Source organism: Arthrobacter sp. Y3221048, assembly GCF_059092685.1.
Genome location: NZ_JBNHHX010000004.1, coordinates 355,807 through 369,749, shown reverse-complemented (window position 1 = coordinate 369,749; position 13,943 = coordinate 355,807). Strand labels below are relative to the sequence as shown.

General features: G+C 68.8%; 14 protein-coding genes. 11 read left to right on the top strand and 3 right to left on the bottom strand.

Annotated elements, in window-relative coordinates:
* Window positions 1–3: 3 nt before the first annotated feature.
* The 4 genes from atpD to murA all read left to right on the top strand — a co-directional run bounded on the left by atpD (window position 4) and on the right by murA (window position 3,574).
* Complete coding sequence (gene atpD / locus AC5RVS_RS14185; protein ID WP_493979722.1) at window positions 4–1,467, top strand: F0F1 ATP synthase subunit beta; 1,464 nt, start codon at window positions 4–6, stop codon at window positions 1,465–1,467.
* Window positions 1,468–1,472: 5 nt separating this feature from the next.
* Window positions 1,473–1,769, top strand: a complete 297-nt coding sequence (locus AC5RVS_RS14180) for a F0F1 ATP synthase subunit epsilon (protein WP_493989253.1) — start codon at window positions 1,473–1,475, stop codon at window positions 1,767–1,769.
* A 6-nt stretch (window positions 1,770–1,775) separates the two neighbouring features.
* Window positions 1,776–2,207: a DUF2550 domain-containing protein gene (locus tag AC5RVS_RS14175; RefSeq protein ID WP_493989254.1), complete on the top strand. Its 432-nt coding sequence runs from the start codon at window positions 1,776–1,778 to the stop codon at window positions 2,205–2,207.
* 86 nt (window positions 2,208–2,293) lie between these two features.
* Window positions 2,294–3,574: a UDP-N-acetylglucosamine 1-carboxyvinyltransferase gene (murA, locus tag AC5RVS_RS14170; RefSeq protein WP_494108617.1), complete on the top strand. Its 1,281-nt coding sequence runs from the start codon at window positions 2,294–2,296 to the stop codon at window positions 3,572–3,574.
* A 93-nt stretch (window positions 3,575–3,667) separates the two neighbouring features.
* Here the strand turns inward: murA and AC5RVS_RS14165 are convergent, their stop codons facing one another.
* Window positions 3,668–3,871 carry a cold-shock protein gene (locus tag AC5RVS_RS14165; protein WP_493989256.1) on the bottom strand — a complete coding sequence of 68 codons (204 nt, stop codon included), beginning with the start codon at window positions 3,869–3,871 and terminating at the stop codon, window positions 3,668–3,670.
* Window positions 3,872–4,190: 319 nt separating this feature from the next.
* Entirely contained in the window at window positions 4,191–4,886 is a 696-nt protein-coding gene (nucS, locus tag AC5RVS_RS14160) for an endonuclease NucS (RefSeq protein ID WP_494108616.1), read from the bottom strand.
* A gap of 156 nt (window positions 4,887–5,042) precedes the next feature.
* On the opposite strand from nucS, the gene AC5RVS_RS14155 reads away from it, so the two are divergent.
* Entirely contained in the window at window positions 5,043–5,369 is a 327-nt protein-coding gene (locus AC5RVS_RS14155) for an Rv1322 family protein (protein WP_494108615.1), read from the top strand.
* A 9-nt stretch (window positions 5,370–5,378) separates the two neighbouring features.
* Here the strand turns inward: AC5RVS_RS14155 and AC5RVS_RS14150 are convergent, their stop codons facing one another.
* A complete protein-coding gene (locus AC5RVS_RS14150) occupies window positions 5,379–6,698 on the bottom strand; it encodes an AI-2E family transporter (RefSeq protein WP_494108614.1) in 1,320 nt (439 codons plus the stop codon).
* A 321-nt stretch (window positions 6,699–7,019) separates the two neighbouring features.
* On the opposite strand from AC5RVS_RS14150, the gene AC5RVS_RS14145 reads away from it, so the two are divergent.
* The 6 genes from AC5RVS_RS14145 (at window position 7,020) to AC5RVS_RS14120 (ending at window position 13,889) form a co-directional block, all read left to right on the top strand.
* Window positions 7,020–8,810: a DUF8094 domain-containing protein gene (locus AC5RVS_RS14145; RefSeq protein WP_494108613.1), complete on the top strand. Its 1,791-nt coding sequence runs from the start codon at window positions 7,020–7,022 to the stop codon at window positions 8,808–8,810.
* Between the two features lie 78 nt (window positions 8,811–8,888).
* On the top strand, window positions 8,889–9,854 hold the full coding sequence (locus AC5RVS_RS14140) for a tetratricopeptide repeat protein (RefSeq protein ID WP_494108612.1): 966 nt from the start codon (window positions 8,889–8,891) through the stop codon (window positions 9,852–9,854).
* Window positions 9,855–10,967 carry an NADH:flavin oxidoreductase/NADH oxidase gene (locus AC5RVS_RS14135; protein WP_494108611.1) on the top strand — a complete coding sequence of 371 codons (1,113 nt, stop codon included), beginning with the start codon at window positions 9,855–9,857 and terminating at the stop codon, window positions 10,965–10,967.
* Between the two features lie 48 nt (window positions 10,968–11,015).
* On the top strand, window positions 11,016–11,936 hold the full coding sequence (locus AC5RVS_RS14130) for an ABC transporter ATP-binding protein (protein ID WP_494108610.1): 921 nt from the start codon (window positions 11,016–11,018) through the stop codon (window positions 11,934–11,936).
* Complete coding sequence (locus tag AC5RVS_RS14125; RefSeq protein WP_494108609.1) at window positions 11,918–13,489, top strand: transporter; 1,572 nt, start codon at window positions 11,918–11,920, stop codon at window positions 13,487–13,489. Before AC5RVS_RS14130 ends, AC5RVS_RS14125 begins: the two co-directional genes overlap by 19 nt.
* 91 nt (window positions 13,490–13,580) lie before the next feature.
* Window positions 13,581–13,889 carry a DUF3039 domain-containing protein gene (locus tag AC5RVS_RS14120; protein WP_493979734.1) on the top strand — a complete coding sequence of 103 codons (309 nt, stop codon included), beginning with the start codon at window positions 13,581–13,583 and terminating at the stop codon, window positions 13,887–13,889.
* Window positions 13,890–13,943 lie beyond the last annotated feature (54 nt).

Here is a 13,943-nt window from a genome sequence, read left to right as displayed (position 1 = left end):
AAGATGACTGCCCAAACCATCGAGCACGGAACCGGTTCCGTCGCTACGGGCGCTACCGGCCGTATCGCCCGTGTCATCGGCCCGGTTGTCGACGTCGAATTTCCGGCGGACGCAATCCCCGCAATGTACAACGCCCTCACCGCTGAGGTGACCCTCAACGGCGAGACCCGCACCATTACCTTCGAGACCTCGCAGCACCTGGGCGACAACCTGGTCCGCGCGATCTCGCTGCAGGCCACCGACGGCCTGGTCCGCGGCACCACGGTCCAGGACCTTGGCTCCCCGATCACCGTGCCCGTGGGCGACGGCGTCAAGGGCCACATCTTCAACGTCCTGGGCGAGCCGCTGGACGTCGAAGCATCCCAGCTGGAAATCACCGAGCGCTGGCCGATCCACCGCAAGGCACCGAACTTCGCCGAGCTGGAAGGCTCCACCGAGATGCTGGAGACCGGCATCAAGGTGATCGACCTGCTGACCCCGTACATCAAGGGCGGCAAGATCGGCCTCTTCGGCGGCGCCGGCGTGGGCAAGACCGTGCTGATCCAGGAAATGATCACCCGTGTGGCCCGCAACTTCGGCGGTACTTCGGTGTTCGCCGGCGTTGGCGAGCGTACCCGCGAGGGCAACGACCTCTGGGTGGAAATGGAAGAAGCCGGCGTGCTCAAGGACACCGCCCTGGTGTTCGGCCAGATGGACGAGCCGCCGGGAACGCGACTGCGCGTGGCCCTGTCCGCCCTGACCATGGCGGAGTACTTCCGCGATGTGCAGAAGCAGGACGTGCTGCTGTTCATCGACAACATCTTCCGCTTCACGCAGGCCGGTTCCGAGGTTTCCACGCTGCTGGGCCGCATGCCCTCGGCCGTGGGCTACCAGCCGAACCTGGCCGACGAGATGGGCGTGCTGCAGGAACGCATCACCTCCACCAAGGGCCACTCGATCACCTCGATGCAGGCGATCTACGTCCCCGCGGATGACTACACCGACCCGGCTCCGGCGACGACCTTCGCCCACCTGGACGCGACTACGGAACTTTCCCGTGAAATCGCCTCCCGTGGCCTGTACCCGGCTGTGGATCCGCTGACCTCGACCTCGCGCATCCTGGATCCGCAGTACATCGGGCAGGACCACTACAACACCGCGGTCCGCGTGAAGCAGATCCTGCAGAAGAACAAGGAACTGCAGGACATCATTGCCATCCTCGGCATTGACGAACTGGGCGAAGAAGACAAGATCGTCGTCGCCCGCGCCCGCCGCATCCAGCAGTTCCTGTCGCAGAACACCTACACCGCCAAGCAGTTCACCGGCGTCGAGGGTTCCACGGTCTCCATCAAGGACACCGTGGAAGGCTTCAGGGCCATCTGCGACGGCGAGCTCGACCACATCGCCGAGCAGGCCTTCTTCAACGTGGGCGGCCTGGACGACGTGGAGCGCCAGTGGGCCAAGATCCAGGAACAGACCGGGAAGTAAGGCCTGTGGCTAACATTTCTGCTGAACTGGAAGTTGAAATTGTTGCCGCGGACCACTTCGTGTGGTCCGGCCCGGCAACAATGGTCAGGGCGCGGACCAGCGACGGCGAGATCGGGATCCTGCCCGGGCACAGCCCGGTGCTGGCAGTCCTGGCCGCCGGCGAGCTGGCCATCGAGCCGGTCTCCGGTGAGCGCATCAACGTGAATGTCGACGGCGGGTTCTTCTCCGTCGACAGCAACCGGGTTGTCATCGTCGCAGACAATGCGACGATTGGCGACGGGGCTACGGCGGGAATCCGCTAGCCGCCGGTGAACGGTCTCGACGTCACGTTCGCCATACTGGCCGCAGTCTTCCTGCTGCTGGTGTTGGCACTGGTCGCCTTCGGGGTGCGCCGCTACCAGCTGCGGCGCGCCCTGGGCACCTTCGACGCCTCCATCGCCATGCTGCCCGGCAGCTGGCAGATGGGGGTTTGTCGTTATACGGACACGCATCTGGAATGGCTGCGCCTGCTGTCGTTGAGTCCCAAGCCGCGCTACCGGTTCCGGCGCAGTTCGCTGGAACTGCAGGGCTGGCGGCAACCGACCGAAACCGAGCGGGCCAAGATCCAGCCCGGCGCGATCGTCGTGATGCTCACGCACGAAAAACAGGATCTGTCGATGGCAATGACCTTCGACGTCTACGCAGGTCTCTCGTCCTGGCTCGAAGCCGGACCGGTGATCGGCATCGGCACCTGGCGTTGAGACCAATGTGCGGCGCGGCTCTCTGGGGAGCCGCGCCGTCCGCCTTTTAACCAGCACAGTCGTGCCGCAACCCTAGGATGGTTTTCATGGAGAACGTGATTGTGGTGCACGGGCCCAGCTCGCTCAACGGGCGGGTGGAGGTTCCCGGCGCCAAGAACAGCGTCTTGAAGCTGATGGCCGCGGTGCTGCTGGCTGAGGGCCGTTCCACGATCACGAATGTGCCCGACATCCAGGACGTCTGGATCATGTCGGAACTGCTGCGCCGGCTCGGCTGCGCGGTGGATTACGACGTCGACGCCGCCAGTGTCCATATCGACGTCCCTGCCGCACCGGCCCACCAGGCCGACTACGACCTGGTCCGCGCCATGCGGGCATCCATTTCCGTGCTCGGACCGCTCGTGGCACGCTGCCGGCAGGCGGAAGTGGCGCTGCCCGGGGGAGATGCCATCGGCAGCCGCGGCCTGGATATGCACCGGGCCGGGCTGGAACAGATGGGCGCCAGCATCAGCATCGACCACGGCTACCTGGTGGCCAAGGCGCCGCAAGGGCTGCACGGCACCCACCACCGCCTGCCGTATCCGTCGGTCGGCGCCACCGAAAACCTGATGATGGCCGCGACCCTGGCCCGGGGAGTGACGGTGATCGACAACGCGGCGCGGGAACCGGAGATCACCGATATTGCCGACCTGCTGGTCTCGATGGGCGCCCGGATCGAAGGAATCGGCTCGCCCACGCTGGTCATCACCGGCGTGGAGAGCCTGCACCCCGTGCGCCACAGCACCGTGCCGGACCGGATCGTAGCCGGGACCTGGGCCTTCGCCGCTGCCATCACCGGGGGAACAGTGGACGTGGCCCGGTCAAATCCCGGCCATCTGGCCGTGGTTCTGGACAAGCTGGCGCAGGCCGGGTGCCGGATCACCAGCAGGGATGACGGCTTCACGGTGGAAGGACCGCAGCGGCCGCGGCCGATCAACGTCTCCACGCTGCCGTACCCCGGATTTCCCACGGACCTGCAGCCGTTCGTCGTCGCGCTGAATGCCGTTGCGGACGGGCACGGGATGGTGACGGAAAACGTGTTTGAGGCGCGCTGGGGTTTCACGTCCGAATTGGCCCGGCTGGGAGCGGTGGTGCGGCTGGACGGGCACCACGCGCTGATCAAGGGGGTACCGCAGCTCTCCGGCGCCCCCGTGGAGGCCAACGACATCCGCGCCGGTGCCGCGCTGGTCATCGCCGGGCTGGTGGCCGACGGCACCACCGAGGTCCACGGCGTGGAGCACATCGACCGGGGATATGAGCGGTTCGACGAGCGCCTGCGCGCCCTGGGCGGAGACGTGGTCCGGCTGGGACCGCCGAAGCTGCCCGCCTGACGCCGGAATGAGCAGAACCCCTCCGAAAGCATCGGAGGGGTCCTGCGTGCGGTGCGGTGGCGTGGACAGCCCCGCACCGCTAAGCGCAAGCGGCTAGATGATGGTGACGCCGGTGGCCTGCGGGCCCTTGGCTCCCTGGCCGATCTCGAAGCTCACGCGCTGGTTTTCGTCGAGGGTCTTGAATCCGCCCGACTGGATTTCAGAGTAGTGAACGAAGACGTCGCCGTCGGCCTCATCCGGTGTGATGAAGCCGAAGCCCTTTTCCGCGTTAAACCACTTAACGGTCCCCTGTGCCATTTAAATCTCCTCATCGTGGAACAAAAACAAGCCGGCACACCTCGTACCAACCCGGTTACTCCGTGGAAGATCCAAACGACACGGCCTGCGGGCCGGACGCCGTGGAGCTTCACACTCGCAACACGTCTTGCGAGCATGAAAACCACACCTACACAAAGACTGAGTTAAGCATCACATAAGCCCCATGGGCGGTCAACGGTACAAAGGATAATTCAATCTTTTATTAAGGAAGAGTTCGATCCGCGGTTATGTGCCGGTTCCTGGGCTCCGAGCCGGCGCCGGCCGCAGGAAGCGCGCGTTGTTTTACGAGTCCCGGGAATCAGAACAGGCGGGATTCGGCGTCGTCCACGCCGCGCATCTCGTCGTAGTCCAGGGTCAGGCAGTCGATGCCCCGGTCGGTGGCGAGCACCCGCGCCTGCGGCTTGATCTGCTGGGCCGCGAAAATCCCCTTGACCGGCGCCAGCAGGGGATCGCGGTTGAGCAGCTCCAGATAGCGGGTCAGCTGTTCCACGCCGTCGATGTCCCCGCGCCGCTTGAGCTCGACGGCCACGGTGCCCCCCTCGGCGTTGCGGGCCAGGATGTCCACGGGGCCGATCGCCGTCATGTATTCCCGCCGCACCAGCGTGTGGCCGGGGCCGAGGCGGTGGATCTGTTCGGCCAGCAGGCGCTGCAGGTCGGCCTCCACGCCGTCCTTGACCAGCCCCGGGTCGACGCCCAGATCGTGGCTGTATTCGTGCAGGTGCTCGTGGATGCTGATCACCAGGCGGTCGTCGCTCTTGGCGTGCTGGACGTGCCAGACCTCCTGGACGCCCGAGTCGGCGTCGTCGGCCTCCGGCTCCGCCACCCGGAGATTGGCCGGCGGGCTCATCCAGTTGAGCGGCTTGTAGGAACCGCCGTCGGAATGGATCAGGACGGAGCCGTCCGCCTTCACCATCAGCAGGCGGGTGGCCAGCGGCAGGTGGGCGCGGAGGCGGCCGATGTAATCAACGGAGCAACGGGCAATGACAAGACGCACAGTAGGCCACTTTACCGGTGCCCGGTGTGTGGTCGGTCCGGGCACCCGTGGACCGGCCGCCACCTGTGGACCGGCTCGGCACAAGTGGATCGTCCCGGCACAAGCGTGGTCCGGCGTGGTTCGGTCCGGGCCGCGCCGGTGGGGCAGAATGGTGGCATGCCCCGTTCCAACCGCCCGCGCCGCCGCTCAGGCACAGGCAGCAGCAAGTGGACGCGGGCCAACGAGCTGGACCTGGACCGCGCCCGCGCCGGCATACCGGAGCGTCAGAATGCGCCCGACGGCGAATGGAACGTGCGGCGGGTCACCCCGCCGAACGCCGCCAAGGAGTACACCTGCCCGGGCTGCAACCGGACGATCGGCCCGGGCATCGAGCACTTGGTCGCCTGGCAGGCCGACTCGTTGTTCGGTGGCGAGACGGCGCTGGCCGAGCGGCGGCACTGGCATCCGCGCTGCTGGCAGACCCGCAGTTTCCGCTACCGCTGACCGGAACCGTCAGTTCCGGTCCTGCCGGACGATGAAGACGTCCTTCAGCAGCAGCATCACCGATGCCGCGGCCGGAATCGCCATCAGCGCGCCCAGCACACCCATCAGCGAACCGCCGGCAATCACGGCAATCACCGCCACGGCCCCGGGTACGGCCACCGCGCGCTGCATGATGCGCGGCGACACGAAGTACGCCTCGATCTGCAGGTAGGCAAAGTAGATGATGGCGAACAGCACCGCCGGCTGCCAGCCCGCGGTCAGGGCAACCAGCGAGACGAATACGCCGGCAATCACGGCGCCGATCAGCGGGATGAAGGCAAGCAGGCCGACGACGAAGGTCAGCAGGGCGGTGAACGGCACCTGCGCAATGGTCATGGCGATGAATGCCACCGCGGCGTTGATCAGTGCCACGCAGGCCTGGCCGATCACATAGCTGCCCACGCTGCCGGTGATCTCTTCGGACAGGCGCTGCACCTGCCGCCGCTTGGAGCGCGGGGCCAGCCGGTAGGCCCATACCTTCAGCGCCGGAAGCGACGCCAGGAAGTACAGCGTGAGCACCAGCACGATCAGCGCCCCGAACGCGCCCTGGAGGACGGCGCTGCCGACGCCGAGGACGCCGCCGAAGATGCCGGTGACGTTCTCGGAACTGGCAAAGAACCTCTCCAGTTCGACGTCGATGCGCTCCCGGACCTGGAACTGCTCATCAATGGTCTGGAAAATGGCCGAGTTCAGGACGTCCTCGACATAGCGGGGAGCGTTGGCCACGATCTGCGTGGTCTGGTTGACGATGGTCGGGATCAGCGTGGAGATGAACGCCGCGATCAACCCGGCCAGGATCAGCACCACAATGATGACGCCGGCCGGACGCGGCAGCCCCTTGCTTTCCAGCCAGCGGACGATCGGGTCGAGCCCCAGGGCAATGAAGAGCGCCGCCGCGATCCACGCCAGCAGCTCACCGACGTTGGTCAGCACGAAGTAGAGCAGCAGCGCGAAACCGACGCCGACCGTTGCCATGAATCCGAAGTGGATCGGGTGCCGGGCGGGGGAGAAGTCGGTGCTGACGCGCCCGTCGCGGGCGGCGGCGGGCGAGTCGTCCTCGGGCGGCATCTGGAAGCGGACGCGCGGCCGGGCCCGGGGCATTGACGACCCGATGCGCCCGAGGGCACCCAGGACCGCGTGCCGGCGCGCCGCCATGACCGGCGCCGAAGCCGGTAACGCCGCTGTCGACGCGGCAGGATCCGGCACCGGCGCATGGACGTCGGCCGGCAGGCCCTCGGCTGGCGATCCGTTGCCGCCAGCGGGCGTGGGAGCATCCCGGTGTTCGCTCACGCAGCATCCTCTCTTCCGCCTGCAGCCGCTGAAGCAACGGGCGGGCGCACTCGTCGCGCGCTAAGCAACAACGGCGCAGGATAGGGGGCAATTCTGAGCGAAAGACTACCAGTCCGGTAGGGTGTGGCAGCGGGTGCCGACGGCAAAAGGGCAAAAGGTTGCCCGCGGCGGACTAAGTGTCCGGCCGCGCACGGGCGGCGGAGAGGGTTCGTTACCATAGGGTTATAAAGCATGACCGATGGCGGGCACCCTGCCGGCACCTCAAGGCTTGGGCGTCCCTGCGGCCCTTCCTTCCTGCAGCGATCGACGATTGGTATTTTTGTGCGTTTTAAGATTTCAGTGGCCCTGATGGTGATCGGCCTGCTGGCCATCGCGCTGGGCATCGCCCAGCGGACCGTCTGGGCACCGCCCGAACGCGCCTCGGCCACCTACACGGCAGCCGATGCAACCGCCCCCGTGACCGTCATTGAGCCCGAAGTCTTCGGGGTCCACGAAGAAGAAGTGGACGTTTCAGTGGAGGCCGACGGCGAGTTCCTGCTGGCCATCGGCCGCGCGGGCGACGTCGAGGCCTGGGTCGGAGAGGCAGCGCACACCTCCCTGACCGGCATCGAGGACGGGCAGCTGCAGGGGACCGTGACCGAGGGCGAGGCCAAAGTGCCGAACCCGGCGGGATCCGACCTCTGGGTGAGCCAGCAGCAGGCCGAGGGCAGCCTTGAGCACCGGTGGGTGGCCCCGGCCGACGGCGAGTGGTCCATCCTGCTGGCAGCGGACGGCACTGAGCCGGCGCCGACCACCGTGACCGTCACCTGGCCGAACGACACCTCCGTGCCGTGGTCGCTGGCCCTGATGATCATCGGCGCCCTGCTGCTGGTGCTTGGGGTGGCGATGGCCGTGGTGTCTCGCCGTCCGAACCGGCCCGTCCCCGGCGACGACTCCGACCCCCGGGGCGGAAGTGGCCGCCCGAACGCAGGCGGCCCGGAAACGGCGGCGCTGGTACAGCCGGGCCGCGGTGCCCCGGTCGATCGTTCCAGCCAGGCCGTGCCGCCAGGCGCCGGCCTGCAAAAGCCCGAAGAGGGCGACCGGTCGGCGGGCCGCCGTTCCCTGATGGTCCGCCCGAAGCTTAGCCTGCGCGCCGCAGCCGCGGCGGGTGCAGCCGTGGTCCTGGCGTCCGGCGCCGTGCTTCCCGCCCAGGCCGCGTCTCCGGCGGCCCCCTCCCAGGACGCCGGAGACGCCGCCGGCCACCCGGTGCTGCTGGAAGGCCAATTGACCCGGATCATGGATTCGGTGGCAGCGGCAGTCTTGGATGCCGACTCGGCGCAGGATTCCGGCAAGCTGAAGCCGCGGGTCGCCGGGGCCGCCCTGACCGTCCGCGAGGCCAACTACAAGGTGCGGGCTGAAAACGGCGAGGCGGCGGCTCCCGTTCCGGTGGCCGCCGGGCCGATCCTGACCTCGATGGTCAGCACGAGTGCCGACTGGCCGCGGACGGTCGTGACGGTCACGGAGGGCGAGGACAATCCGGTGCCGCAGGTGATCGTGCTGGTGCAGCAGGATCCGCGCTCGAACTATCGGATGGTGGGCGCGCTCCAGATGCTGCCGGGCACCACCTTCCCCCAGGTCTCCACCGAGAGCGGCGGGACACCGGCCGTGGCGCCGGACGCCGAGGAAGGCCTGTTGCACTCGCCGCAGGCGGCCGTGAAGATGGTCGCGGAGAATCTCGACGACGGCAAGCACAAGGACGCGATCGGAAAGAACACCTTCTCCGAGCAGATCCAGGCGTTCCAAAAAGACCAGGTCAAGTCCAACAAAAACGCCGACATCTCCTTCAGCCGCAGCGTCGACGACGGCTCGTTGCGGGCGCTGCGCACCGCCGACGGCGGCGCCGTGGTGTTCGGCCACATGGAGTCGGTGATGAGCAGCCTGCCGGCCGAAGCCGGTGCCACCGTGGAACTCTCGCCCGAGTTCGCGGCGCTGGCCGGGGAGGACTCCACCACGGAAGGCGTGGACGTGACCTACGGCGAGTCCGTCTTCCTGTACGTGCCGCCGGCAGGCTCCGACGACCGGCTCACGTTGGTGGGCGTTGCCCAGGGCCTGGTGGACGCCGAGCTGAAGTAGGTCCGGGTCCGACCGGGCCGCGCTCCCGGCCCGGTCGGGAAATTCCGGACGCCGACCAAGACGTATTAGTGTGATGTCATGACCACTCCAACTCCAGGACAGGGCCCCGCGCCGTCTTCCGTCAGCCTCCGCGGCGCCGTCGACCTGTCCGCGCTGAAAAAGCCGCAGCCGCCGGCAGGAGGCATGCCGGCCCCGGCCGCCGGGGCGCCGGCAGCGGGCGAAGGCGAAGCACCGGGCTACATCGTCGAGGTCAACGAGCAGAGCTTCCAGGCGCTCGTCCAGTTGTCCGCCCAGGTCCCCGTGATCGTGGAACTGACCGCGTCGTGGAGCGATATGGCGCAGCAGCTGGCCTCCGCCATGGCGGAGGTGGCGAACGAGTTCGCCGGCCGCTTTGTGCTGGCCCGGGTTGACGTCGATGCCAGTCCCGGCATCGCACAGGCCTTCCAGCTGCAGAGCGTGCCCGCCGCCGTCGCGCTCCTGAAGGGGCAGCCGATCCCGCTGTTCCAGGGTGCGGCCACGGCCGACGAGCTGCGGCAGTTCGTCAATGAGCTGCTCAAGGTGGCCCAGGCCAACGGCGTGACCGGCACGGCCCCCGGTGCCGGGGAAGCTCCGGCCGAGGAGGAGAAGCCGCTGCCGCCGCTGCACCAGGAAGCCTTCGATGCCATCGAGGCCGGCGACTTTGATCGCGCCGCCGCGGCGTACCAGAAGGCCCTGGCCGAACAGCCGGCAGACGACGAGGCCCGCACCGGCCTGTACCAGGTCCAGTTGCTGCAGCGGCTGCAGGGGGCCGATGCGGCCGCGCTGCGCGCCGCTGCCGCCGACCGGCCCGACGACCTGCAGGCCCAGCTGGCCGTCGCCGACCTGGACGTTTCGGGCGGCCATGTGGAGGACGCCTTCGCCCGCCTGGTGGGGTTCATCAGCCGCCATGCCGGGGATGAACGGGAGGCCGCCCGGGCACGCCTCGTGGAGCTCTTCGACGTGGTGGGAGCCACCGACCCGCGGGTTTCCAAGGCACGCCAGGCCTTGGCCAGGGCGCTCTTCTAAATGGCGGAGGCTGTGGCCGGCGGCCTCTTCGAGCCGCTGAGGCTGCGCGGGTTGCAGCTCAGGCACCGTGGGTGGGTGGCGCCGATGTGCCAGTACTCGGTGCGGCGCGAGGATGCACCCGGAACGCCGAACGACTGGCACCTGATGCATCTGGGCCAGTTCGCTGCCGGCGGGGCCGCGCTGATCCTCACCGAGGCGACCGCGGTCAACGCCGCCGGCCGGATCAGTCCCGAGGACACCGGCATCTGGACCGACGAGCAGGCCCAGGCGTGGGGCAGGATCACGGAGTTCGTGCACCGCTACGGCTCGGCGGACACCAAGATCGGGATCCAGCTGGCCCATGCCGGGCGCAAGGCGTCGACCTACGCGCCCTTCGCCCCGGAATCCGGATCCGTGCCGCCTGCTGCAGGCGGGTGGCGGACCGTGGGCCCCACGGCTGAGGCCTTTGGACGCTATGCGGCGCCGGACGCCCTGGACGAGGCCGGCATCCGGCAGGTCATCGCGGACTTCCGCGACGCGGCGGTCCGTGCCGTTTGGGCCGGCTTCGACACCATCGAGATCCACGCCGCCCACGGCTACCTGCTGCACCAGTTCCTCTCGCCGCTGGTGAATACCCGGACCGACGGCTGGGGCGGTACGGCGGCCAAGCGTGCCCGGCTGCTGCTGGAGGTGGTGGAGGCTGTCCGCGGCGTCATCCCGGACGCCATGCCCCTGCTGCTCCGCGTCTCCGCCTCCGACTGGTCGGACGGAGGGCTGGAGCCGGAGGCAGTGGCCGACGTGGTGGAACAGGCGGCAGCCCGCGGAGTGGACCTGGTCGATGTCTCCAGCGGCGGCGCGGTGCACGGGGCGAAAATCCCGCTGCAGCCGGGGTACCAGGTGCCCTTCGCGGCCGCCATCCGGCGCCAGGCCGGCATCCCGACCGGCGCCGTCGGACTCATCACCACGGCCGCGCAGGCCGACTCCATCATCACGGAGGGCTCGGCGGACGCGGTACTGCTCGCCCGGGCGGCGCTGCGGGACCCGCACTGGTGGCAGCGCGCCGCCGTCGAACTGGGCCACGACCTGGACTGGGCGCCGCAGTACGAGCGTGCCGCCGTGACGGAGAAATATTAGTCCTTGCGGATCAGGTGCCGGTGAACTCCCGGTTGTTAGCGTGGACACATGACTTCGCACCCATCACAACCTCCGGTCCAGCAGCCGGACGAGCAGAACAACGGCGCGGTACCGGTACCGGCCGGCGGCGCCCCGCACGGGGCCCCGCCCCATGGCGCCCCGGACCTGGCTGCCGCACCCGCCCAGGCGCCGGCTGCCGCACCCGCCCAGGCTCCCGTTCCCGCCCTGGCGGTGCGCGGCCTGGCCAAGCGGTTCGGCGACAAGATCGCCGTCAACGGCGTTAACCTGGACGTGCCCGCCGGGTCCTTTTACGGTTTGGTGGGGCCGAATGGGGCCGGCAAGACCACCTCGCTATCGATGGCCACCGGGCTGCTGCGGCCGGACTACGGCCAGGTGTGGGTACACGGCGTTGACGTCTGGGCCGAGCCGCTGAAGGCCAAGCGGCTGATGGGCGTGCTGCCCGACGGCGTCCGGCTGTTCGACCGGCTGACCGGCGAGCAGCTGGTCACCTATGCCGGGCTGTTGCGGGGCATGGACCGGGAGACCGTGGCCGCGCGCGTACCGGATCTGCTGCGGGCCATGGACCTGGCCGACGACGCGGGCACCCTGGTGGTGGACTATTCCGCCGGCATGACGAAGAAGGTCGCCCTGGCCACCGCCCTGATCCATGCGCCGAAGCTGCTGGTGCTGGACGAACCGTTCGAGGCAGTAGACCCGGTCTCCGCGGCGAACATCCGCGACATCCTGCACGACTACGTGGGCTCCGGGGGCACAGTGATCGTCTCCAGCCACGTCATGGACCTGGTCCAGCGCATGTGCGACCACGTGGCAGTGATCGCCGGCGGCAACGTGCTGGCCGCGGGCACCGTGGACGAAGTCCGCGCCGGTGCGAGCCTCGAAGAGCGCTTCGTGCAGCTGGTCGGCGGGCGGACCCAGGCGGAGGGGCTCGAGTGGTTGCGCACCTCGTAAGGCTGAAGCTGGCGCTGCTGCGCAACGGCTTCAAACGCAGCCCGTGGCAACTGGTAGGCGTGATCCTTGGCGGCCTGTACGCGATCGGCATGCTGAGCCTGCTGATTTCCGGGCTGTTCTTCCTCAGCCATACGGAGCCGGACATGGCGCGCATGGTGGTGGTGCTGGGCGGCTCCGCGGCCTTCCTGGGCTGGGCGCTGATCCCGATGATGGCCACCGGCGTGGACATGACGCTGGACCCGGCTCGGTTCGTGACCTACGCCGTGCCCATGCGCCAACTGCTGCTCGGGCTCGCCATCGGCGGTCTGGTCGGCATCCCGGGCGTGGTGACGCTGGTCGCCGCGCTCGGGCACGCGGCCGCGTGGTGGCAGCACCCGGCGGCGCTCGTGTCCGCCGTCCTGTGCGCCCTGGTCGCAACGCTGACGTGCGTGGTGCTCTCCCGCGTGACGACGTCGGCGTCCACGACGCTGGCCAGCTCGCGCCGGTTCAAGGACCTCAGCGGCGTCATCGGCATCATCCCGCTGGTGCTGCTGGGACCGATCATGGTCGGCATCGTTGAAGGTTTCCGCAGCTCACAGGACTTCCTGCCGGCGCTGACGGAGGGCCTGGCGTGGTCGCCGCTGGGCGCGGTCTGGGCCGTGCCCGGCGACCTGGCCCTGGGCAACTGGGGCGCGGCCGGGGCCCGGCTGCTCATCGCGGTAGCCTTCCTGGCCGTGCTGGCCTGGCTCTGGAAGCTCAGCCTGGCCCGTGCGCTGGTCACGCCGCCGTACAACGCCGTGTCCCGGAAAGCGGGCGGCCGGCTGGGCTGGTTCTCCCGGATGCCCGGCACCCCGGCCGGGGCCGTGGCGGCGCGCGCGCTCATCTACTGGTTCAAGGATCCCCGGTACGGGGCGTCGTTGGTGTCCATTCCGCTGATTCCGGTGGCGGTCTTCTTCGGCCTCGCGCAAACCGGCGACTTCACCTTCATGCTGTGGCTGGGCCCGATGATTGCCTTCCTGCTGTCCTTCGGCATCGCCGCGGACATCGCCTACGACAACACGGCGTTCGCGCTGCACGTCACCACCGGCGTGAGCGGGCGGGCGGACCGGATCGGCCGGGCCGCGGCCTGCGCGGTGATCGCGCTGCCGGCCACCGCCGTGCTGACCGTGCTGCCGTTCGTTTTCATCGGCGGGTGGCACCTGTTGCCGCCCGTATCCGGCGTCGCCCTCGGCGTGCTGCTGACCGGCCTGGGCCTGTCCAGCCTGGTCTCGGCCCGCTACACCTACAACGTGCCGCTGCCGGGCGAGAGCCCGTTCAAGACCCCGCCCGGGTCCACCGCCCGGATGATGGTGGTCCAGCTCGGCGGCCTCGGCGTGCTGGTGCTGCTCTCGCTGCCGGAGCTGGTGCTGGCGTTGATCGGTGTCTTCACCGGCGACGCGCTGTGGGGCTGGTTGGCGCTGGCTGTCGGCCTCGTGCTCGGCGCGGTCCTGCTGGTGGTCGGCATCGAGCTGGGCGGCCGCTGGTATGACCGCCGGACGCCGGAACTCCTCCAGGCCGTGGCCAAAAACAAATAGCACACAAACGCGGCCGCGGCGGCGGGCGACGACGACGGGGGAGCCGGGCTCCGCCGTCGTCGTTCCTGTTTCAGGGGTTAAGATGGGTGGCATGAGTCTTCCTCCGGATCCTTTCGAAAACGACCCCCGCGCGCCGCAGACCCCGGGCGGGTCCACCGCGACGATCGAGCGTGAAGAACTCCGCGAAGAGCTTGAGCCCGGTGACCGCGAACGCTTTGCGCACTACGTCCGCAAGGAAAAGATCATGGAGTCGGCGCTGTCCGGCGAACCGGTGATCGCCCTGTGCGGCAAGGTGTGGGTGCCCGGCCGCGACCCGAACAAGTTCCCGGTATGCCCGGACTGCAAGGCCATCTACGAGGGCCTGCGCCCCGGCGGCGACGATTCCGGTAAGAAGAAGTAGCAACCGTTCCCCCCTCCACACGCGCGGGCGCGTCCGGTGCCCGCCGCGCTGACC